Raw genomic sequence first — 20,497 nt, 5'->3', positions numbered from 1 at the left:
CCGACGGACCGAGGGCCGCCCCACCGGACGGCGGGACGGCCCTCGAAGTGCTGCCGGACGTGCGCTAGTACATCGAGACGTGCACGTGGTCTGTGTGGTTCGACGGGCCGCTGTAGGAACTCCAGCCGGTCGCCGGGAACCAGATCTGCCGGTTCCAGATCACGTAGTAGACACCCAACCGGTCGGCGTTACGGACCAGGAACGCGGCCAGGTTGTTGCCGTAGATCCGGGTGTCGTCGTTGTACCAGGGCCGGAAACCGCTGTTCTGCAACGACCAGTCACATGCTCGGCCCTTGGGGTGCTCCCACTTGTCACCCGGTCGGTAGCAGCCGACGAACCTGTTGAAACCGGCGCGCTTGACCTCCTTGTACATGTGCAGGGTACGCGCCGTGATGCAGCCGGAGGTGGTCGGGTCGTTCTGGTTGCACGACTCGGCCTTCCAGCCGCCGTCGGCTGACCGGTTCGGGCCGGGCCGGGCGACCGGAGAGGTGGCGGCCACCAGGCCGCCGGTAAGACCGACGCCACCGACCAGGCGGAGTGACTTCTCCGCGTCGCTCTTCTTGCGGGCCATGTCGTTGGTCAGCTTCTGCTGCTCGCCTACCTCGGCGTCGAGCGCCAGCTTGGCCGTCTCGGCGCGGCGCTTGACCGCGTTGACCTCACCCAGCTTCTTGCTGTTGACCAGGTTCAACTCGTCGAGCGCGGCGGCGCGGTGGATGAACGAGTCGGGGGCGTTGCTCTGCAACAGCATGGCGATCGCGCCCACCCGGCCGGTCCGGTACGACTGGGTGGCGATCTCGGCGACCTGTGGGGCGAGGGCGTCCAGGTCAGCCTCGGCGCGGCGGACCTCGACGGCGAGCTTGAGCTGCTTCTTCTTGGACTTTTCCAGCTTCGACTTGGCCTTGGTGTAGTCCCGGTTCGTCGCCTCGATCAGCTCGTTGAGCATCGGCGGGTCGTCGTCGTGACCGGCTGGTTTGGGGGGCTTCGGCGCAGCCGTCGCCGGCAGCGGGCCGGCGAAGACGGCGAACGCGGCGAACACGGCCACCACGGGCGTCAACCAGCGGCGTAGGGGTGCCGTCACTGTCTTCCCTTCCATCGACCGCCGACCGGGTTAGCTGACGGGTTCGGGACGGAAGTGGCCCCTACCGCTGGTGCGGATTCACCCCACGTACCTGGGTTCCCGGCTCGCCTGGTGGCGATTGGGCGGTGGCACCGCAGGCGCCGGTGCGCGCCTTCGGCGGTGACCGGCAGTGAGGTTACCCGACGGTCGGTCTGGTCCTCTACGTGCCGAACCCGGCAAGATGTGTCATTTCGTAATCGCACTGGGTGACGAGTGACACGCTTGTCGATCCTTTCGGTCGGCGTGCTCACGTTGAGGAGTGTCACCATGGGGTGTCGGTGCTCCTGTCCGGTTCGGGCCACTCCGAACGGGTGGCGGGGGGCGTGTGACGGGTACGCGGTGTGCTGAGGGCCTGGAGTGTCTCGGCCCGGTCCGTCGCCGGTCGCGGCAGGGCGACGGCCACGTCGTCGGGTGCTCCGGGCGCGGCGTTCGCCCCGGCACGGCGTCGTCCGGCGGTGGTCACCACCGTGGCCAGGGCGGTGGTCAGCGGTACGGCGGCGATCAGCCCGAGCGTGGCCACCACGCTGCGGACGATCTCCTGAGCGAGGAACTCGCTTGTCACGATCTGACCCAGCGCGCGGGAGTCGGCGGTGAGCAGGAGCAGCAGCGGCAGCGACGCGCCGGCGTACGCCAGCACGATGGTGTTCACCACCGAGGCGATGTGCGCCCGGCCCACCCGGGTCGCCGAGCGGTACAACTCGCGGCGGGACATGTTCGGGTTGGCGTGGGCCAACTCGGTGACCGCCGCGGCCTGGGTGACCGTGACGTCGTCCAGGACGCCCAGTGACCCGATGATGATGCCGGCCAGCAACAGGCCGTGCAGGTCGACGTCGCCCCGGAACATCGACAGGGTGGTGGCGTCCTCGCTGCCGAAGCCGGTCAGGTGGGTCGCGTTGGTGGCGGCCAGGCCGAGTAACCCGGTGAGCACGAGCGCGCCGAGGGTGCCGAGTACGGCCACCGAGGTCTGCGCGGACACCCCGTGCGTCAGGTACAGCACCACGAACATGATCAACGCGGCGCCGACGATGGCGACCACCAGCGGCGGCTGGCCGGCGCTGATGCCGGGCAGCACGAAGGTGAGCAGGATGGCGAAGCTGGCCGCCAGGCCGGCCAGGGCGGCCAGCCCACGCAGTCGTCCGAAGGCGACGATGGCGGCGGCGAAGAGCACTCCCAGCCAGATCAGTGGCGTACCGCGCTGGTGCTCGGCGATGTTGTAGGTGCTGATCGCCGGGTCCTCCGGGTCGATCAACGAGACCAGGATGACGTCGTCGTCGACGCTTACCGAGGGTGCGCCCGGCCCGGCCGGGATGGGGGTGTCGACGTGCTGGCCGGCGTCCGGGCCGTCCTGCACCCGTACCGTGACGGTGCCGCACGGGCCACCGGCCGTCGTCGGGGTGCCCTCCGGCACCGCGGGGTTGGGCGGGCAGGGTTCGGTCACCACCCGGGTGACCGTGCCGTGGTACCGGGGCAGGTCGTCGCCGGCCTCCGGGCGGGGGGCGTCGCGGGGCCAGAGCACCAGCGCGGCGACAAGCGTGGCGAGGAAGAGGGGGACCACCGTCACGATGAGGATCCGCCGCACCCCGGGTGGGGTGGGCGGAGCGGCACGGCTGTGATCGGCGCCCATTCGATAGTCTCCCAACGATTTCTTCAGCGGAGTACGTGTCGGCGGGCGAGTCGGTTCAGTCCGGCCGTACGACTCTCGCGGTGGGCGGCCGAGGCGGCCGGAACGTGGCGGAATCGCTGCGTACGGTGAGTGTCGGGGCGGCCGTCGTCGTCGCCGGGCAGCGGCGGCGGTGCGGGTGCGCGTCCGGCGGCGCGGTGGGCCGGAAGGCGCGGATGTCGGCAGGCCATCGTGTGCGAATGGTAGCCAGCCCCGGAACGGATCGCAGGGTGCGTGGGGTCCGTCGGCGGTTCGTGAGCGCGGGCGGTGGTCGACGGGTGGCCCGGAGAGCGGGTCAGCCGCGCTTCATCAGGCGGCCGACGGCGGCCATCATCTCGGTGGCCATCTCGTCGGCGCGGCCCTCGGCAGCTCCCTCGTGCATGCAGTGCCGGGCGTGCCCGTCGAGCAGGCCGAGGGCGACCTTGTCGAGTGCGGCCTGGATGGCGGAGATCTGGGTGAGCACGTCGATGCAGTAGCGATCCTCGTCGACCATCTTCTCGACGCCGCGCACCTGGCCCTCGACGCGGCGCAGCCGGGCGAGCAGTTGGTCCTTGCTGGCGGTGTAGCCGCGGATCGGCGTCGGTGTGGTCATGAGCACGAGGATAACCTACCCCCTGGGGGTATGCTACGGTCGCGTTGGAGATACCCCCCTCGGGTATGTTCGTGGCACCGGCCGCCCCTCGGCCGGGCCAGGCGGAAAAGGAGAAGCCCCATGGTCACCACGACCTACCAGGTGCAGGGCATGACCTGCGGACACTGCGTCAGCGCGGTCAGCGGCCAGGTCGGCGCGCTGTCCGGCGTCACCGACGTGACGGTCGACCTGCCCGCCGGCCGGGTCACCGTCACCAGCGAGCAGCCGCTCGACGAGAACGCGGTACGCGCGGCCGTCGACGAGGCCGGATACGAACTGCTCGGCGCCTGAGGCGACCGGCGGCGGAAAACCGAGGTGCAACGATGAACACAGCGACGAAGCTCACCGGCTTCGCGCTCGGCCTCGCGGCGGTGTTCGGTGCCGCGTACGGCGTCGGCCAGGTGACCGGTCCCGCCGCCCCGGTCGTCGCCGACGGCCATGACACAGGCCCGCACGGAACCGCCGCACCCGGGCAGGAGACGGGCGGGCACGACGCGTCGGGAGCCGCCGGGCACCTGCCCGGCGGGCTGCTCGTCTCCGACCGGGGCTACACCCTGGTCCCGGTCGCCGCCACCGAGGGTGAGTTCGCCTTCCGGGTCACCGGCCCCGAGGGCAAGCCGGTGACCCGGTACGAGGTGACGCACGACAAGCCGATGCACCTGATCGTCGCCCGGCGTGACCTCTCCGGCTTCCAGCACGTGCACCCGGAGTTGGCCGCCGACGGCACCTGGCGGGTCGCCTCACCGTTGAACTCGCCCGGTGTGTGGCGGGCCTTCGCCGACTTCACCCCGACCGGCGGCGAGCCGCTGACCCTCGGCGTCGACGTGACCGTGCCCGGCGAGTTGACCGAGCAGGCCCTACCGGCCCCGGCCAGCAGCACCACGGTCCACGGCTACACCGTCGACTTCCACGGCACACCCCAGCCCGGCCAGAGCACCACCCTGACCTTCAGCGTCAGCCGCGACGGGGTGCCGGTCCGCGATCTCGAACCGTACCTGGGGGCGTACGGCCACCTGGTCGCACTACGCCAGGGGGACCTGGCCTACCTGCACGTGCACCCCGAGGGCGGGCCGGGCGACGGGCTGACGGCACCCGGGCCACAGGTGCGCTTCGGCGCCGAGTTCCCCTCGGCCGGGGCGTACCGGCTCTATCTCGACTTCCGCCACGACGGGGTGGTACACACCGCCGAATTCACCGTGCACGTCGGTGCCCCGGGCGCCATCCCCAGCCCGAACGGCGTCATCGCCGACGAGCACGGCACCCCCGGACACGAGCACAACTGACGGGACCAGCGATGACCACCAACAGACCGCTGCGCACCGCGACCGGCCGGATCGAGCTGTCGATCGGCGGGATGACCTGCGCCTCCTGCGCCGCTCGCATCGAGAAGAAGTTGAACCGGCTGGACGGCGTGCAGGCCAGCGTCAACTACGCCACCGAGAAGGCGACCATCTCCTACGACGCCCCGGTCACCCCGGACGACCTGATCGCCACGGTGGAGCAGACCGGCTACCGGGCCAGCCTGCCCGCGCCGGCCACCCCGGCGGCAGGCACCGACGAGCCGGTGGACGAGTTGCGCAGCCTGCGTAGCCGACTGTGGGTCTCCGTGGCGCTGACCGTGCCGGTGATCGCGTTGGCCATGGTGCCGGCCTGGCAGTTCACCTACTGGCAGTGGCTGTCGCTGGTGCTGGCCGCCCCGGTCGTGGTCTACGGCGGGCTGCCGTTCCACCGGGCCGCCCTGGTGAACCTGCGGCACGGTGCCGCGACCATGGACACCCTGGTCTCGGTGGGCACCCTTGCCGCCTTCGGCTGGTCGGTGTGGGCGCTGTTCCTCGGCACCGCCGGCACGCCGGGCATGACGCACCCGTTCAGCTTCGACATCGGCCGTACCGACGGTGCCGGCAACATCTACCTGGAGGCGGCGGCCGGGGTGACCGCGTTCATCCTCGCCGGCCGGTACTTCGAGGCACGCTCCAAGCGCACCGCCGGGGCGGCCCTGCGCGCCCTGCTCGAACTCGGTGCCAAGGACGTCTCCGTGCTCCGCCACGGGGTGGAGACCCGCATCCCGGTCGAGCAACTCGCGGTGGGGGACCGGTTCGTGGTGCGGCCCGGCGAGAAGATCGCCACCGACGGGACGGTGGACGAGGGTTCCTCCGCGGTCGACGCCAGCCTGGTCACCGGCGAATCGGTGCCGGTCGAGGTCGGGGTGGGCGACGCCGTGGTCGGCGGTTGCGTAAACGCCGGCGGACGACTGGTGATCACCGCCACCCGGGTCGGTGCCGACACCCAACTGGCCCAGATGGCCCGGTTGGTCGAGCAGGCGCAGTCCGGTAAGGCCGCCGCCCAGCGGCTCGCCGACCGCATCTCCGGGATCTTCGTACCGATCGTGCTGCTACTGGCGGCCGGCACGCTGGGCTGGTGGCTGGGCTCCGGCGCCGGACCGACCGCCGCGTTCACTGCCGCGGTGGCGGTGCTGATCATCGCCTGCCCGTGCGCCCTCGGCCTGGCCACCCCGACCGCGCTGCTTGTCGGTACGGGGCGCGGCGCGCAACTCGGCGTCCTGATCAAGGGACCGGAGATGCTGGAGTCCACCAGGCGGGTGGACACCGTGGTGCTGGACAAGACCGGCACCGTCACCACCGGCCGGATGACCCTGCTGGAGGTGATCCCGGGCACGGGTGAGCAGCGCGACGAGACCCTCCGGATGGCCGCCGCGCTGGAGGCCGGCTCGGAGCACCCGGTGGCTCGGGCGGTGGTGGCCGGAGCCGCCGAGGTCGGCGAGTTGCCGCCCGTCATCGGCTTCGCGAACGTCGCCGGGTTGGGCGTCAGCGGCAGCGTGGACGGCCGCGAGGTGCTGCTCGGCCGGCCCCGGCTGTTGCGCGAGCGCGGTCTGGTCGTACCGGACGATCTGGCGCGGGCGTCGACCGACGCGCAGGCGGCGGGCCGTACGGCGGTGCTTGTCGGTTGGGAAGGCCGGGCCCGCGCCGTGCTCGCGGTGGCCGACCAGGTCAAACCGACAAGCCGGGAGGCGGTACGCCGACTGCGGGCTCTCGGCCTGACCCCGGTGCTGCTCACCGGCGACAACGCCACCGTCGCCAGTGCCGTGGCCGCCGAGGTGGGCATCGACGAGGTGATCGCGGAGGTGCTGCCGGCGGAGAAGGTCGACGTCGTCTCCCGGCTCCAAGCCGAGGGACGGGTGGTGGCGATGGTCGGTGACGGTGTCAACGACGCGGCGGCGCTCGCCCAGGCCGACCTCGGACTGGCCATGGGCACCGGTACGGACGCAGCGATCGAGGCGTCCGACCTGACCCTGGTCCGGGACGACCTGCTGGCCGCCGTGGACGCCATCCGGCTCGCCCGCCGCACGCTGGGCACCATCAAGGGCAACCTGTTCTGGGCCTTCGCGTACAACGTGGCGGCGCTGCCGCTGGCTGCCGCCGGCCTGCTCAACCCGATGATCGCCGGGGCGGCGATGGCCTTCTCGTCGGTTTTCGTGGTGGCCAACAGCCTGCGGCTGCGACGGTTTCGTCCCGCTACCTGACTCGGTGATTCGCCGAGGCTCGGCTGGGTACTTGATGGACGTAGCAACCGAACGAACCACGGAGGCTGACATGGGTGTCGAGGACAAGTTCAACAACAGCGCCGAGAACACCACCGGCAAGGTCAAGGAGGGTGTCGGCCGGGTCACCGACAACGAGCAGTTGGAGGCCGAGGGCCGCGCCGATCAGAGCCGCTCCAACATCAAGCAGGCCGGCGAGAAGATCAAGGACGCGTTCCGGAGCTGAGCTGCGGATCCCCCGAACCGCCGGGCCGGCGCTCGCCGCCCGGCGGTTCGCTCTGCGTAACGGCGGTCAGGCCAGGTGGCTGACCAGCGGTGAGCCGGAGGGTGAAGCCGTTGGCGTCACGGTGCTGGGTGACGTGGTTGCACGACTGGTAGGTGATCCACAGGCCCAGCCCACCGGGCGTGCTGTCGGCGGGTGGCAGCAGACCTGCGTACGGATCGTCCGGCCCCTTGCCGGTGTCGCTGACGGTGGCCACGATGCGGTCCGGTGCCGTCCACAGGCGCAGCCGCACGGGCGGAGAGCCGTGCCGCAGCCCGTTGGTCACGGTTTCGCTGACCGCGATGACGAAGTCGTCGAAGTCCTCCGTCGACAGTTGCCCCAGACCGGCCTGGTGCACTGCCGAGCGGGCCTGCGCGGCGGTCGGATCGGTCAGTTCGAGCAACGGTGGGTACGCCTGGATCGGGTCGGGTGGCGCCGGCCGGTTCTGCCGCAGGAAGGACTCCGGGGCGAGATAGTCCGGGCTGGGCAGATGCCGCTGCCCGGCGGTGGCGATGTGCGGGTGGGTGGCGGCGACATCGGCCAGCACGTCGGGGGGCGTGATCCGGGTGTCGTACGCACACATGCTCCACAGCGGCCAGTCGTCGTACGCGCGGTTGATCGCCGCTTCGTACCGGGCCCACCAGTCCCAGGTCGACCCGAGAGAGGGCGGCGGCACCTCGCCGATGATCCGGATCTGATCCGCGCCGCCGGCCGTCAGGTCGGCGAGAAGTTTGCGGTACATCCGGATGGCGGCGGCCGGTCGGGCGTACACCCCGGCACCGGTGAGGAACTCCACCCCGCTGTCGACCGGCAACGCCGAGCGGACCAGGCCGCCGGTGCGCTCGCCGAGCGCCACGAAGGTCGGCTCGCCGGCCGTGACCCCGTCGAGCAGGAACGGCACCGCGACCGCGAGCAGCTCGTCGTCCGAGGCGTAGCACAGGGCCTCGTGCAAGTATCCGGATTCGGCGGCGGCGGGACCCGTCCTCACCGGGTCACCTCCATACTCACGCCAGGCAGATCCAGCAGGGCGGCGAGCCGTACGGTGCCGGCAGAGCAGCCGCGCAGCACCAGTCTCGCCTCCCGTTGCTGGGCGTACTCACTCAGGTGGACCAGCGTACGGTGATCGAGAAAGCGGAGCCCACTTGCATCCAGTATCAACTCATCGTCGACCGGGCGCAGCTCGGAATGCTCCAGCGCGGCGCGGAACAGATCGTGGTTGGCCGGGTCGAGTTCCCCGACGAGCACGGCGTGACCCTGGTGGGCCGTCGGCGCGTACAACCGGAACAGCAGGTCGGTGACGTTGTGCTCCGGGTGCAGACAGGCCAGCTCGGCGACCGCCCGATCACCCAACGTCGGCCGGTGGTACCCGCACATGCCCTGGAACGCCTCGCCCCGCATCATCCGGTTGATCTGCTGCTCGTAGCTGGCGAACACCGCCCGCTGAGCCGGCGTACGGACCAGATCCGTGCAGGCCGCGGCCACCCGCAGGCCGCTGTAGCCGGCGGCGAGCGCCATCCGGGTGGCCATCTGGTACGCCGACACCTGGCCGGCCGGGTCGATCACCTCGACGCCGGAGTAGGCCGCGTCGAGGGTGAGTACCTCGGCGGCACCGGAGGACAGCGCCTCGGCGAACAGATCCAGATCGCGCCACCGGTCCCGGACCGCTCCGGCCTCGCTGCCGGCGACGACGTACCAGACCTGCTCGCCGGCAGCGAGGCCGGAGCGCAGGAAGTCCTCCGCCCGGGGGGTGAAGCCGGCGGGATCGTCGTAGGCCCAGCACTGGTGTCCGTACGGTAGGGCCTGCCCACTCACGTCACGCGCCTCATCGTCGCAGTGTACGACTGCCCCCGGCCAATCGACTTCGTCAATGTCGAACTGCCGGGAACCAACCCGCCGCGTCGAGCGACCAATACGGCGATGACAGCCGCGACCGACGAGATCACCGGGTACGCGTTCGCCGCGGGCCGGGGCGACCAAGCCGCCGCCGCGGCGTTCGTCCGTGCCACACAACACGACGTACACCGGTTCCTGGCGCACCTACCCGGCACTCGCGACGTCGACGACCTGGTCCAGGAGACGTACCTGCGGGCCTGGCGCGCCCTGCCGTCGTTCGCCGGCCGGTCCACGGCACGGACCTGGCTGCTCGCCATCGCCCGCCGGGTCGCGGTCGACCAGGTGCGGGCCGCCGCCGCCCGCCCCCGCACCGCAAACCTCGCCGACTGGCAGGCCGCCGCCGAGGCGACCTCGGCCGGGGTACGGGCCGGAGTGGACGACGAGGTGGTGCTCTACCGGATGCTCGACGGCCTCACGTCCGACCGCCGGGAGGCGTTCGTCGCCACCCAACTGCTCGGACTGTCGTATGCCGAAGCCGCGCAGGTGTGCGACGTGCCGGTGGGCACCATCCGGTCCCGGGTGGCGCGGGCCCGGGAAGACCTGGTCGCGGCCATGCGCCCGGCCACCCGCCGACGCGGCGCCCGCCCCGACGCCGTCGGCTGACCCGTCTCCGCCGTCCTCAGCCGGGAAGCAGGGTGGGCTGGTCAGGCGGCGTGGCGGGAGGCGTGCCGGCGGCCCTGGTGGGCCTTGACCGGGTGGTGGGCCTGGGCCGGGTAGTGGGCCTGGGCTGAGTAGGGCGGCAGGAGGCGGAGGGTGGCCGGCTCGTCGGTCTCGTCGAGGCGGAGTCGCCAGCGGGATCGCTCCGGGCGCTGCCGGTCGTTCGGGTCACCTGGTTGCCGCATGCTGCGCGCCAACAGCACGGTGATCAGATAGCCGACCACCAGGAAGCCGTGACTGACCAGGCGTTCCACGGCGACCTGGGAGGCGACGAGGTCGTTGATCGACAACAGGACGAGCGTCGCCACGAAGGCGCTGAGCATCGGCAGCATCCCGGAGGGGCGGGTCCGGCGCAGCGCGACGAAGAGGAAGCCCGCCCCGACGGCCACGTTCCAGGCGGCCGACTCGTGCCACAGGTGCTGCCCGTTGGCGTGCACGTGCTGGGCCACCTCGGCCCGGCCGACCTGGGCCAGCCCGAGGACCAGCTGCACCGCGCCGAGCAGTCCGAGCGCGGCCCGCAACGCGGTGACCGCGGTGATCCGTCCGGCGAACGCGGCGAACCAGCGCTGACGCCGCAGGGCGGCGATCGGCGTACGGGCGCGGCGGCGAGGCGGCGGCGCGGCGCTGAGAATGGCCTCGGTCAGATCCGGTAGCGCGGACACCACCTGGGTACGCGCCCGCCGGGTCACGGTGGCGGCCCGGCTGTACCAGCCCTGGCAGGCCGTGCAGGTCTCCAGGTGCCCGTCGGCCGCACGTTCCTCGTCCGGCGTCGCCTCACCGTCCAACTGTGCCGACAGAATCTCCCGCCACTGCTCGCACCCCATGTACCGATAGTCGCTCGTCAGGTCGACGTGGTTCCCGGCGGGGCGGCCCGGTGCCTGGTCAGCGGCCACCCCGGTCGGCCCACTCGTGCAGCGCGTCCCGGTCACCCGCCGCGTCGAGGTTGAGCGCCGCCTCGATCAGGGCGAGATGCGTGAACGCCTGCGGGTAGTTGCCCAGGGCGGTGCCGTCCGCGGCGAGTTGCTCGGCGTACAGACCCAGCGGACCGGCGTACGCGCTGAGCTGGTCGAAGAGTTTGCGAGCCTCGTCCCGCTGACCGGCCAGGACCAGCGCCGAGACCAGCTCGAACGAGCAGAGCAGGAAGGCGCCCTCCTCCCCGGGCAGCCCGTCGTCGGCCCGGTAACGCCGCAGCAGCGCAGGGCCGATCTCCAACTCCTGCCGCACCCGGTCGATGGTGGAGAGCATCCGAGGGTCGTCGCCGGGCAGGAAACCGACAAGCGGAATCCGCAGCAACGAGGCGTCCAGCTCGGTCGACCCGTACGCCATCACGAAGCTGCCGACCTGCGGGTCGAAGCCGCGGTCCAGGACCTCGGCGTGCACCGCGTCGCGGGCCGTGCGCCACCGCTGCACGTCGGCGGTCCGGTCGTCGAGCAACTCGGCCAGGCGGATGCCCCGGTCCAGGCAGACCCAGGTCATCACCTTCGCGTTGACGTAGTGCCGGCGCGGACCCCGCACCTCCCAGAGACCGTGATCCGGCTCGTGCCAGCGGTCGGCCATCACGTCGACGTGCTTGCGCAGCAACGCCCACTGCTCGCCGGTCAGGTCGCCGGTGAGCTGCTGGTACACCAGCGCGGCATCCAGAATGTGGCCGTACGTGTCGAACTGCACCTGTTCGGCGGCCTCGTTGCCGATCCGTACCGGCCGGGAGCCGGCGTAACCCTCCAGGTGGGGCAGCTCCTGCTCCTCCGCAGTGCTGCCGAGGATGTCGACGAGCGGGGTGAGCAGGTCACCGTTGCAGACGGAGATCAGGAAGTGCAGGTACCGCCTGCCTTCCTCGGCGTGCCCGAGCCGGAACAGGGCGAGCAGCAGCAGCGCGGCGTCCCGGTGCCAGGCGTACCGGTAGTCCCAGTTGCGGACCCCGCCGATCTCCTCCGGCAGGCTGGTGGTGGGCGCGGCGATCAGTGCCCCGGTCTCGTCGAAGGAGAGCCCCCGCAACACCAGCGCGCTGTGCCGGACGGCGTCGGAACCGAAGCCGGTGTAGTCGCTGCGCGCCGACCACGCCTGCCAGGTCCGGCAGGTACGCGCCAGCAACTCGTCCGGGTCGACGACGTCGGTGGCGTCGTCGTCGTAGCCGACCAGCAACGCCACAGTCGTACCGGCGGACAGCTCCGCCTCGATCCGCAGTGCCCCGCCGGACGCCTCGGCGGGCAGGTCACCGCCGACCCACAGATCGGTGCCGACGGCCCGCCAGCGGCGGCCCACCCGCTCCCAGGCGACGTCGCGGGCGCCGTACCCGACTCGGGGCGCCACCCGCATGGTCAGCTGGATCGTGCCGTGCTCGACGGTCACCCGGCGTACCAGCATCTTGTCGGCGCGCAGCGGCTGGGCACCCTCGCCGGGCGCCACCGCCAGGAAGTCCTGCACCACCGCCGACCCCTGCGGAGTCGACAAGCGACTCTCCAGCACGAGGGTGTCCGGCAGATACCGCCGGGTCGGCTCGGCGCAGCCGGCCACGGTCAGTTCGAGGACACCGCCGCGGTTGCGGTCCAGCAGGCGGGCGAAGACCGCGTCACCGGCGAAATGCGGCACGCAGAACCATTCGACCGCGCCGTCGGCGGCGACCAGCGCGGCGGTGTGGGTGTCGGAGAGGAAGGCGTACGAGTCGATGGGGGGACAGGTCATCGCGGCTCCAGTAGGGGACGTCGGTGCCTCCAGGACTACCCCGTGACGTGCGGGGTAAGCGCCTGCGCCCGTCAGTAGAGGAGAAGGTGGGTGTCCCGTCCGTTCGTGAACTGGTCCGGCAGCCTGTCCTTCACCCCGGCCGAGCGCGTCGAAGCGGCCGACGAGGACGAGGTGCGGGAGGTGATCCTGCGCGCCCGGGAGTCGGGCCGCACCGTGCGGCCGGTGGGTTCCGGACACTCGTCGAGCCCACTGGTGCGTACCGACGGCATCCTGCTCAGCCTGGACGGGATGGTGGGGGTGGTCGACCAGGCCGGCGAGCGGGCCACCGTCCGGGGCGGCACCCGGCTCAAGGCGCTCGGCGAGGGTCTCTACGAGGCCGGTCTGGCGATGGACAACCTCGGCGACGTCGACTACCAGTCGATCGCCGGTGCCACCGCGACCGGCACCCACGGCACCGGTCTCGGCTTCGGCAACCTGTCCACCCAGGTGACCGAGGTCCGGCTGGTCACCGGGACCGGCGAGACACTGGACATCTCGGCGGAGTCCCACGCCGACCTGCTGCCCGCCGCCCGGCTGTCGCTGGGCGCGCTGGGTGTGGTCACCCAGTTGACGCTCGACGTGCAGTCCCGCTACGAGCTGCACCGACGGGCCTGGTGCGCGCCGGTCGACTGGACCCTGGACCACCTGGCCGAGTTGCAGCACACCAACCGCAACATGGATTTCTACTGGTATCCGCGCAGCGACCTGACCCAGGTCCGGACCATGAACCGGGCCGACGAGGCACCGGACGATCAGCGGTGGGCGACGCGGCAGGTGTTGGAGGCCGGCCCGGAGGGTCAGCTTCGGGAGGTCGACGTGGGGCCGACCCACCAGACCATCCCGCAGAACCGGGAACTGCGCTTCGAGGAGATCGAGTACATGCTGCCGTCGGAGGCGTTCCCGGCCTGCTTCGCCGAGGTGCGGCGGCGCATCCTGACCCGGCACCGCCGCTACGTGGGTTGGCGGGTGCTGGTCCGTACGATCGCCGCCGACGACATCTGGCTGAGCAACGCGTACGGCCGTCCCACCACCACCATCGCCTGCCTGCAGAACACCACCCTGCCGTACGAGGACTACTTCCGGGACATGGAATCGGTCTTCCTGCATTACGGTGGCCGACCACACTGGGGCAAGAAGCACTGGTTGACCGCGCGGGAGCTGCGCCCGCTGCTGCCCCGGTGGGACGACTTCCAGACGGTACGTCGTCGCCTCGACCCGGACGGCGTGTTCCTCACCCCCGATCTGGCCCGGCTGCTGGAGGAGACCCGATGACGCAGCTCGGGGCACGGGTGTGGGTGGTGCCGGGCGGTCGCATCCCGTTCGGCGGCACCGGCCCCGAGCCCGAATACACCAGCTTCGACCAGTTGTGCGTGCTGAACACCGGCGACGCCGAGGCGGACCTGCGGCTGGACTTCTACTACGAGGACACCGAGCCGGTCGGGCCGTACCGGCTGGTCGTCGGCGCGCGGCGGATCCGGCACGTACGGGTCAACGACCTGATCGACCCGGAGGCCGTCCGCCTCGACCGCCCGTACGGCTGCGTGCTCCGCTCCCCGGTGCCGGTGGTGGCGCAGTTCCTGCGGCAGGACACCCGCCGGTCCGGGGCGGTGGCACTCGCCACCACGATGGCCTACCCGCTCGACGAGTCCCCTGCCGGTGCTTCGTGACCGCTTCGGCGCGGCACCCGAACTACGGATGGGGTCACCCCCAGAGCACCTCGGCCAGGGTGACGCCGAGAAACGCGGCACCGAGCGCGGCGGCGACACTGACCACGGCGTTGACCAGGGCGTACCGGCGGGCACCCGTCTCGACGAGGCGGACCGTCTCGTAGCCGAAGGTCGAGTAGGTGGTCAGCGCCCCGCACAGACCGGTGCCGAGCAGGGCGACCAGGGAACCGGGCACCGCGCCGGCTCCCGCGCCACCGATCAGCACCCCGAGGATCAGCGAGCCCAGCACGTTGACGGTGAGGGTGCCCCACGGGAACGCCGAGCCGTGCCGGGCCTGCACCGCCCGGTCGAGCAGATAGCGCAGCGGTGCGCCGACGGCCGCGCCGAGCGCCACGAGCAGGACTGTCACCCGCTGCTCCGCAGGCGTCGCACGCCGGTCGCCAGCCGGGTGAGCGTGAGGCCGACCCGGACGGCGACGAGCGCGGCGACCAGGGTGCCGGCCAGGTACAGCAGCGCGGTGCGTGCCGCGCCGACCGCCATCGCCTGCTGCACCTCCACCGCGTACGCGGAGAAGGTGGTGTATCCGCCGAGTACCCCGACGCCGAGGAAGGGTCGGACCAGTCGAGGCGCGGTCCACGCCTCGGTGATCAGCACCATCAGTACGCCGATGAGCAGGCAGCCGGAGACGTTCACCGCGAAGGTGGCCCACGGAAAGCCGGTGGGGGAGTGTGGGACCGCCACCGCCAACCCGTGCCGCAGGACGGCGCCGATCATGCCGCCGAGGGCGATCGCCGCCAGCAGGCTCGGGGTGCCGCGGCGCAACTCGGCACGCTGGCGCGGGACGCGGAGGTCGACGTCCGGATCGACGGGTGGCTGTTCGGGCGGCACGGTCACCACCTCCTCAACGGGGGACCGAGAATAGCTCCGGCAACTCGTCGCCGCCTCGGCGACGCGCAGTAGGGTGCGGCAGGTGACCGTGCTGCGTTCCGTCCTGCTGTTCGTGCTGGCCGCCATCGCCGAGATCGGTGGGGCCTGGCTGGTGTGGCAGGGCTGGCGTGAGCATCGCGGGCTGTGGTTCGTGGCCGCCGGGGTGCTCGCGCTCGGCGCGTACGGGTTCGTCGCCACCTTCCAGCCGGACCCGAACTTCGGGCGCATCCTGGCCGCGTACGGCGGGGTCTTCGTCGCCGGTTCGCTGGCCTGGGGAATGATCTTCGACGGTTTCCGGCCGGACCGCTGGGACCTGGCCGGAGCGGCGATCTGCCTGCTCGGGGTGGCCGTCATCATGTACGCCCCGCGCGGCGCCTGACTCCCGCCCGAGAAATTTCTCGAAAAAGTTGGGCCGTGGTGTCGAATCCCGGTCTTCCCGTTCGAGCTTCCTGGTAGCGGGGCCGAACGGCGCGCCCCGGACAGCGAAGGGAGCCGGGAGATGTCCCGCACCACAACGGCTGACACCGGCACCATGAGTTGGCACGGACTGCTGCACTTCGGGGCGGGAGCGGTCGGCTTCGGCTGCCTCGTCGCCGCGTGCCTCGGCCTGGCTCGCCGCTTCGCCGCTGACCGGCGGCGCGGTTGGGCGGTCCTGTCGCGTACCACAGGGGTGTTGTTCCTGGCCGGGTTCGTCGCGATGGCCGCCGGCGGCGGGCGCGTCGCCGCGAACCTGGCGTTCACCGCCGCCATGCTGCTGGCCTGGGCCTGGCTGTCGTCGACGATGTGGCACCACCGCAGCAGCACGACCCACTGAAATCCGTCAAAGAGGAGATCGACATGCGGTACCTGGCACTGCTCAAGGCCCTCCAGCCCGACACCCCGGCCCCGCCGGAGCTGATGGCAGCGATCATGAAGCTCGGCGAGGAGGCCACCAGCGCCGGCGTCCTCCTCGACCAGGGCGGGCTGCTGCCGAGCGCAGCCGGCTGGCGGGTCGACGTCTCCGCCGGGAAGCTGGCGGTCACCGACGGGCCGTTCACCGAGGCCAAGGAGATCATCAGCTATGCGGTCTACGAGGTACGCGACCGGGAGGAGGCGGTGGAGTGGACGTCGCGGTTCATGAAGCTGCACCGGGACATGTGGCCCGGCTGGTCGGGTGAGACCGAGGTGCGCAAGGTGTTCGGGCCGGAGGACTTCCCGCCGGCAGCCTGACTTCGATGGTGGAATCGGTACCGTGACGGCTACCGATTCCACCCCGGACGACGCGAGGCGGGCCACCCACCGGGCGGTCGAGGCGGTCTGGCGGATCGAGTCGGCCCGGCTGATCGCCCGCCTGGCCCGGCTCGTCTCCGACGTCGGGCTGGCCGAGGAGTTGGCCCAGGACGCGCTGGTCGTGGCCCTGGAACGGTGGCCGCAGACCGGGGTGCCGGAAAATCCCGGGCCGTGGCTGCTGGCGACCGCCAAGCATCGGGCCATCGACCGGCTGCGCCGCGAGGAACGGTACGCGCGCAAGCTCGCCCTGCTCACCCGGGACATCCAGATCCGGCAGGAGTACGCGGAGGCCGACCGGGACGCCGAGTTGGACGACCACATCGGTGACGACCTGCTGCGGCTGGTCTTCACCGCCGCCCATCCGGTGCTCTCCGGCGAGGCCAAGGTCGCGTTGACGTTGCGGCTGCTCGGCGGCCTGACCACCCCGGAGATCGCCCGGGCGTTCCTGGTCTCCGAGTCCACCGCCGCCCAACGCATCGTCCGGGCGAAACGGACCCTAGCCGCAGCGAACGTGCGGTTCGAGCTACCCACCCGCGCGGAACTGCCGGAGCGGCTCGCGGCGGTGCTGGAGGTCGTCTACCTGATCTTCAACGAGGGGTACGCGGCCACCAGCGGCCCGGACTGGGCGCGTCCGGAGCTGTGCCACGAAGCGCTGCGGCTGGGACGGCTGCTCGCCGGGCTGCTTCCCGCCGAGCCCGAGGTGCACGGCCTGCTGGCCCTGATGGAACTCCAGGCATCCCGGCTGCGCGCCCGGGTCGACGCCGCCGGTCAGCCGGTGCCCCTGCTCGACCAGGACCGCCGGTCGTGGGACCGGCTGCTGATCCGGCGCGGACTGGACGGGCTGGCCCGCGCCGAGGCGCTGGGCATCGGCAGCTACACCCTGCAGGCCGCGATCGCGGCGTGCCACGCCCGGGCAACCCGCGCCGAGCAGACCGACTGGCCCCGCATCGTGGCCCTGTACGAGGTCCTCGCCCACCTCCAGCCGACCCCGGTGGTGCTGCTCAACCGGGCTGCCGCGGTGGGTCTGGCGGGTGATCCGAAGCGAGGGCTGTCGCTTGTCGACGAGCTGGCGCAGGAACGGTCGTTGCGTGACTACCCGCAGCTGCCCGCGGTGCGCGGCGAACTGTTGGCCCGACTGGGCCACGCCGGGCCGGCCCGCGACGAGTTCCTCCGGGCCGCCGAACTCACCCGCAACGACGGCGAACGCGCGCTGTTCCGACGCCGCGCCGACGCGCTGGCCGGCTGACCGGCGCGCGGCACGCCCGGTGTGCCGGGCACACCGAGGCGCGCACGGCACCGGTCACGCCGGTGTGCCCGCTACGCCGCGCTGTCACCGGAGCGGCGGCGGCGCAGCAGGACGACCACCGCACCGATCGCCAGGGCGGCCAGTACGGCGGCGCCGGTCAGCAGCGCGGCCGTACCCGCACCGCCACCGGAGGAGTCGCTCGCGGCGGGGCTGGCGGGCGCGACGGAGGTCTGCTCGGCGGTCGGGCTGGGGCTCTCCGTCGGCTCGGTCGGCTCCGGGCTCGGGCTCGGGCTCGGCTCGGCGGTGGCGGTCGGGTCGGCCACGGTGAACTTGTACGACCCCTGCACCGGGTGCCCGTCGTTGGAGACCACCCGGTACGCCACCGTGTAGACGCCGTTGGGCAGCGGCGAGTCGATGGTCACGGTGGCCTTCGTGCCGTCCACCTCCGGCTCGCTGGTGGCCACCGGCTGCTTGTCGGCGTCGCTGAGCGTGACCGTGGTGAACGCCGGGTTCAGCTTCTGGAGGAAGTCCAGGGTGACCTTGGTCGGTGCCTTGGTCAGCTCGGCGTCCTGAGCCGGCGTTGCCTTGCGCAGCACGTTGTGCGCGTAGGCAGGGGAAGCCGGCGCGGCCAGCAGGGCGGTGGCGGCCAGCAGGACGGCGGCCAGGCCCAGGGCGGACAGGTGGCGGAGTCGGGTGCGCATGATGACGATTCTCCTCCTCAGCCGAGCAGCTGCTGGCCGACCCAGCCGCCCTCGGGACAACCGGGCGGGATGGCGAAGACGGCGGAGCCGATCGGGGTGGTCCATTCGTTGAGCAGGTCCCGCTCGGCGAGCCGCTGCTGGATGGGCAGGAACTGTCGGGCGATGTCGGCCTGGTACGAGGCGAAGATCAATCCGCTGTCGGCGGTGCCGTCGGCCGCCGGCACCCCGTCGTAGTTGTAGGGGCGACGCAGGATCCGGAACCGGTCGTCGCCGACGTGGGCCCGGGTGAGGTGGGAGAAGTCCGGAATCACCGTCAGCCCGTCGGGGCCGACGGCGGCGAAGTCCGGCTCGTCGTGTTCGGCGGTGCCGGTCAGCGGGGCGCCGGTGTCCAACCGCCGGCCGACGCTGAACTCCCGGTCGGTGCGGCCGAGCAGGTCCCAGGTCTCCAGGTTCATGCTGATCCGCCGGAGCACCAGCGTGGTGCCGTCGCGCAGCCAGTCCGGCCCGTCGGGAATCCACACGGCCGTCTCCAGCGGCCCACCCGGCTTCGGATTGGCGGTGCCGTCGAGTTGGCCGAAGAGGTTGCGCTGGGTCCGGCCCGGCTCGGCCCCGGCGGCTCGCCGGAAGCCCTGCTGCACCCACCGCACGGTGGCGAAGGGGCGGCTGTCCTTGACCAGGACCCGCTGGGCGTGAGCGACCGTGATCGGGTCGTCGGCACAGATCTGCACCAGCAGGTCTCCACCGGACCAGCGCGGCTGCAACCGGTCGATCGGGAACGACGGCAGGTCGACCACCGACGGGGGCCGGCGCTCGTCGAGGCCGGCCGCGGTGAACAGGCCGGGACCGAAGCCGAACGTCACGGTCAGCCGGGCCGGCAGCAGGCCCAGTTCCGGCTCGGTGTCGGCAAGCGCCGGCCGCCCCTGGGTGAGGCGGGCGGCGTCGTCGGAGAGCAGGCGCATCATCCGGCCGAGCGCCGCGCGGTCGGTGCCGGGACGCAGGGTGAAGGCGACGAACGCCGCGTGCGCCTGCGGTTCGGTGGCGACACCGGACTGGCGTACGCCGTGGAACGGCTCGATCGCCTCACCGACGGTCGCCACCGGCACCTGCGCGGGCGCAGCGGTGGTGTCCTCGCTGCGGGCGGCGGCGACCGCGACGGCACCGACAAGCGTGCCACCGGCGGCCAACGCGCCTCCGGTGAGCAGACCGCGCCGGCTCACCGGCGATTTCGCCGAGGTCATGGTGTCGGGCTGTGGCTGGCCGACGGGGCGTGCGACGGCTCACCGTGCGGTGCGTGCGAGGGCTCACCGTGACCGGGGGCGTAGCTCTCCTGGGCGCCGGTGAACGGCTTGGCCACGGCGGTGAACGTCTGGGTCCGGCCGTCGGCGAAGGTGAGGGTGAAGCTGACCTCGTCACCGGCCCGTACCGGCTGGGCGAGGTTCATCAGCATCAGGTGGTCGCCGCCGGGTTCCAGCCGGTACTCGCTCCGGGCCTTGACCACCACACCGCCCTCCTTGGCCTGCATGACCATCTGCCCGTCGCGCATGGTCATCTCGTGCACCTCCATCGGCGAGACGGAGGAGGTCGCGCCGGTGATGGTGACGTCGGCGTCGGTGTTGTTGACAAGAGTGACGAACGCCCCGGTCATCCCCGAGTCGGCCGCCTTGACCCACGGATCCTGGACGGTAAGCGCACCGTCCGCCGCAGCCGGGTTGGCGGAGGGGACGGCGGTGGCCGACGGGCTGGGGGCCGCGGTCGAGTCGTCGTCGGAGGAACCGCAGCCGGCGAACAGACCGGCGAGGAGAACCCCGGTCAAGAGTACGGCCGGGCGGGTGAACCGACCCGAGGTGGCGCTGAACATAGGTTTCCTCTCAACGGGCGACGTCGTGAAGTTGGTCGCCCGTGATCACCCACTAGTTCCAGCGACTCCGAAAGTGCGTTTGCCCGACCACCACGGGTGCCGGGGCGGTCCGCAGTCCGGCCTGCATCACGAAGATGGACCGCCGCGCCACGGCGTCACCTCGGGAGTCGAGCTGGTAGCCCTCCAGCCAGATCCACCCGTCGTAGGTAGCCCAGTCCAGCACCCGGATCACACGGAACATGATCGGCTTGTGGAACTGAACGCTGGCAGATCGGGTTACCTGCACCAGGTCACCGGCTCGGAGCGTGATCACCGCAGGTGCCTTACCT

The 20,497-nt window shown here is 71.7% G+C and carries 24 protein-coding genes and 1 riboswitch; of the genes, 11 read left to right on the top strand and 13 right to left on the bottom strand.

Annotated elements, in window-relative coordinates:
- Positions 1 to 64 precede the first annotated feature (64 nt).
- From Vgi01_RS20225 to Vgi01_RS20215, 3 genes are all read right to left on the bottom strand, one after another.
- Positions 65 to 1,078: a coiled-coil domain-containing protein gene (locus Vgi01_RS20225; protein WP_204292044.1), complete on the bottom strand. Its 1,014-nt coding sequence runs from the start codon at positions 1,076 to 1,078 to the stop codon at positions 65 to 67.
- A gap of 4 nt (positions 1,079 to 1,082) precedes the next feature.
- A riboswitch (cyclic di-AMP (ydaO/yuaA leader) is annotated at positions 1,083 to 1,213 on the bottom strand.
- A gap of 166 nt (positions 1,214 to 1,379) precedes the next feature.
- A complete protein-coding gene (locus Vgi01_RS20220) occupies positions 1,380 to 2,741 on the bottom strand; it encodes a YibE/F family protein (protein ID WP_102656766.1) in 1,362 nt (453 codons plus the stop codon).
- Positions 2,742 to 3,072: 331 nt separating this feature from the next.
- Positions 3,073 to 3,369 carry a metal-sensitive transcriptional regulator gene (locus Vgi01_RS20215; protein ID WP_043719477.1) on the bottom strand — a complete coding sequence of 99 codons (297 nt, stop codon included), beginning with the start codon at positions 3,367 to 3,369 and terminating at the stop codon, positions 3,073 to 3,075.
- A gap of 120 nt (positions 3,370 to 3,489) precedes the next feature.
- Here Vgi01_RS20215 and Vgi01_RS20210 point away from each other — a divergent pair, with 120 nt between their 5' ends.
- The 4 genes from Vgi01_RS20210 to Vgi01_RS20195 all read left to right on the top strand — a co-directional run bounded on the left by Vgi01_RS20210 (position 3,490) and on the right by Vgi01_RS20195 (position 7,193).
- Positions 3,490 to 3,699 carry a heavy-metal-associated domain-containing protein gene (locus Vgi01_RS20210; protein ID WP_102656767.1) on the top strand — a complete coding sequence of 70 codons (210 nt, stop codon included), beginning with the start codon at positions 3,490 to 3,492 and terminating at the stop codon, positions 3,697 to 3,699.
- Positions 3,700 to 3,731: 32 nt separating this feature from the next.
- Positions 3,732 to 4,691 carry a DUF8832 domain-containing protein gene (locus Vgi01_RS20205; RefSeq protein WP_204292043.1) on the top strand — a complete coding sequence of 320 codons (960 nt, stop codon included), beginning with the start codon at positions 3,732 to 3,734 and terminating at the stop codon, positions 4,689 to 4,691.
- An 11-nt stretch (positions 4,692 to 4,702) separates the two neighbouring features.
- Positions 4,703 to 6,949, top strand: a complete 2,247-nt coding sequence (locus Vgi01_RS20200) for a heavy metal translocating P-type ATPase (RefSeq protein ID WP_204292042.1) — start codon at positions 4,703 to 4,705, stop codon at positions 6,947 to 6,949.
- A 70-nt stretch (positions 6,950 to 7,019) separates the two neighbouring features.
- A complete protein-coding gene (locus Vgi01_RS20195; RefSeq protein ID WP_204292041.1) occupies positions 7,020 to 7,193 on the top strand; it encodes a CsbD family protein in 174 nt (57 codons plus the stop codon).
- On the opposite strand, the gene Vgi01_RS20190 is transcribed toward Vgi01_RS20195, so the two are convergent.
- Together Vgi01_RS20190 and Vgi01_RS20185 are read right to left on the bottom strand one after the other, a co-directional pair.
- Complete coding sequence (locus Vgi01_RS20190) at positions 7,171 to 8,217, bottom strand: anti-sigma factor RsbA family regulatory protein (protein WP_204292040.1); 1,047 nt, start codon at positions 8,215 to 8,217, stop codon at positions 7,171 to 7,173. The two genes, Vgi01_RS20195 and Vgi01_RS20190, sit on opposite strands and share 23 nt — an antisense overlap.
- Entirely contained in the window at positions 8,214 to 9,041 is an 828-nt protein-coding gene (locus Vgi01_RS20185) for an MEDS and STAS domain-containing protein (RefSeq protein WP_204292039.1), read from the bottom strand. Before Vgi01_RS20185 ends, Vgi01_RS20190 begins: the two co-directional genes overlap by 4 nt.
- A gap of 105 nt (positions 9,042 to 9,146) precedes the next feature.
- Here Vgi01_RS20185 and Vgi01_RS20180 point away from each other — a divergent pair, with 105 nt between their 5' ends.
- Positions 9,147 to 9,725: a sigma-70 family RNA polymerase sigma factor gene (locus Vgi01_RS20180; RefSeq protein WP_102656854.1), complete on the top strand. Its 579-nt coding sequence runs from the start codon at positions 9,147 to 9,149 to the stop codon at positions 9,723 to 9,725.
- A gap of 41 nt (positions 9,726 to 9,766) precedes the next feature.
- On the opposite strand, the gene Vgi01_RS20175 is transcribed toward Vgi01_RS20180, so the two are convergent.
- Complete coding sequence (locus Vgi01_RS20175; RefSeq protein WP_204292038.1) at positions 9,767 to 10,603, bottom strand: zf-HC2 domain-containing protein; 837 nt, start codon at positions 10,601 to 10,603, stop codon at positions 9,767 to 9,769.
- Positions 10,604 to 10,661: 58 nt separating this feature from the next.
- Positions 10,662 to 12,461, bottom strand: a complete 1,800-nt coding sequence (locus Vgi01_RS20170; protein WP_204292037.1) for a glycoside hydrolase family 15 protein — start codon at positions 12,459 to 12,461, stop codon at positions 10,662 to 10,664.
- A gap of 90 nt (positions 12,462 to 12,551) precedes the next feature.
- On the opposite strand from Vgi01_RS20170, the gene Vgi01_RS20165 reads away from it, so the two are divergent.
- Positions 12,552 to 13,772: a D-arabinono-1,4-lactone oxidase gene (locus tag Vgi01_RS20165; protein ID WP_204292036.1), complete on the top strand. Its 1,221-nt coding sequence runs from the start codon at positions 12,552 to 12,554 to the stop codon at positions 13,770 to 13,772.
- The gene (locus Vgi01_RS20160) at positions 13,769 to 14,167 is read left to right on the top strand and encodes a sensory rhodopsin transducer (protein WP_204292035.1); all 399 of its coding nucleotides are present in this window, start codon (positions 13,769 to 13,771) and stop codon (positions 14,165 to 14,167) included. The genes Vgi01_RS20165 and Vgi01_RS20160 overlap by 4 nt, the downstream gene beginning before the upstream one ends.
- Positions 14,168 to 14,201: 34 nt before the next feature.
- Here Vgi01_RS20160 and crcB (Vgi01_RS20155) read toward each other — a convergent pair whose 3' ends face one another.
- Both crcB (Vgi01_RS20155) and crcB (Vgi01_RS20150) read right to left on the bottom strand, forming a co-directional pair.
- Complete coding sequence (crcB, locus tag Vgi01_RS20155; protein ID WP_204292034.1) at positions 14,202 to 14,576, bottom strand: fluoride efflux transporter CrcB; 375 nt, start codon at positions 14,574 to 14,576, stop codon at positions 14,202 to 14,204.
- Positions 14,573 to 15,061: a fluoride efflux transporter CrcB gene (gene crcB / locus Vgi01_RS20150; protein WP_204292033.1), complete on the bottom strand. Its 489-nt coding sequence runs from the start codon at positions 15,059 to 15,061 to the stop codon at positions 14,573 to 14,575. The genes crcB (Vgi01_RS20155) and crcB (Vgi01_RS20150) overlap by 4 nt, the downstream gene beginning before the upstream one ends.
- 76 nt (positions 15,062 to 15,137) lie before the next feature.
- Here crcB (Vgi01_RS20150) and Vgi01_RS20145 point away from each other — a divergent pair, with 76 nt between their 5' ends.
- The 4 genes from Vgi01_RS20145 to Vgi01_RS20130 all read left to right on the top strand — a co-directional run bounded on the left by Vgi01_RS20145 (position 15,138) and on the right by Vgi01_RS20130 (position 17,609).
- On the top strand, positions 15,138 to 15,473 hold the full coding sequence (locus Vgi01_RS20145) for a YnfA family protein (RefSeq protein ID WP_102656857.1): 336 nt from the start codon (positions 15,138 to 15,140) through the stop codon (positions 15,471 to 15,473).
- Between the two features lie 120 nt (positions 15,474 to 15,593).
- Positions 15,594 to 15,908, top strand: a complete 315-nt coding sequence (locus Vgi01_RS20140) for a DUF998 domain-containing protein (protein ID WP_239089081.1) — start codon at positions 15,594 to 15,596, stop codon at positions 15,906 to 15,908.
- A gap of 23 nt (positions 15,909 to 15,931) precedes the next feature.
- The gene (locus Vgi01_RS20135) at positions 15,932 to 16,303 is read left to right on the top strand and encodes a YciI family protein (RefSeq protein WP_204292032.1); all 372 of its coding nucleotides are present in this window, start codon (positions 15,932 to 15,934) and stop codon (positions 16,301 to 16,303) included.
- A 22-nt stretch (positions 16,304 to 16,325) separates the two neighbouring features.
- Positions 16,326 to 17,609: an RNA polymerase sigma factor gene (locus tag Vgi01_RS20130; RefSeq protein ID WP_204292031.1), complete on the top strand. Its 1,284-nt coding sequence runs from the start codon at positions 16,326 to 16,328 to the stop codon at positions 17,607 to 17,609.
- A gap of 71 nt (positions 17,610 to 17,680) precedes the next feature.
- Here Vgi01_RS20130 and Vgi01_RS20125 read toward each other — a convergent pair whose 3' ends face one another.
- Genes Vgi01_RS20125 through Vgi01_RS20110 form a run of 4 tightly spaced genes read right to left on the bottom strand, consistent with a single transcriptional unit; the run spans position 17,681 to position 20,478 of the window.
- Entirely contained in the window at positions 17,681 to 18,310 is a 630-nt protein-coding gene (locus tag Vgi01_RS20125; protein ID WP_204292030.1) for a copper resistance CopC family protein, read from the bottom strand.
- A gap of 17 nt (positions 18,311 to 18,327) precedes the next feature.
- Entirely contained in the window at positions 18,328 to 19,548 is a 1,221-nt protein-coding gene (locus Vgi01_RS20120; protein WP_204292029.1) for a Dyp-type peroxidase, read from the bottom strand.
- Positions 19,545 to 20,168: a copper chaperone PCu(A)C gene (locus Vgi01_RS20115; protein ID WP_102656781.1), complete on the bottom strand. Its 624-nt coding sequence runs from the start codon at positions 20,166 to 20,168 to the stop codon at positions 19,545 to 19,547. The genes Vgi01_RS20120 and Vgi01_RS20115 overlap by 4 nt, the downstream gene beginning before the upstream one ends.
- A 52-nt stretch (positions 20,169 to 20,220) precedes the next feature.
- Positions 20,221 to 20,478, bottom strand: a complete 258-nt coding sequence (locus Vgi01_RS20110; protein ID WP_204292109.1) for a hypothetical protein — start codon at positions 20,476 to 20,478, stop codon at positions 20,221 to 20,223.
- Between the last annotated feature and the right edge of the window lie 19 nt (positions 20,479 to 20,497).

Origin of the sequence: Micromonospora gifhornensis (assembly GCF_016863515.1) — a bacterium.
In the GTDB taxonomy this organism is placed as follows: domain Bacteria; phylum Actinomycetota; class Actinomycetes; order Mycobacteriales; family Micromonosporaceae; genus Micromonospora; species Micromonospora gifhornensis.
The sequence above is the reverse complement of the archived record's forward strand: the minus strand, read 5'-3'. Positions and strand labels throughout refer to the sequence as shown.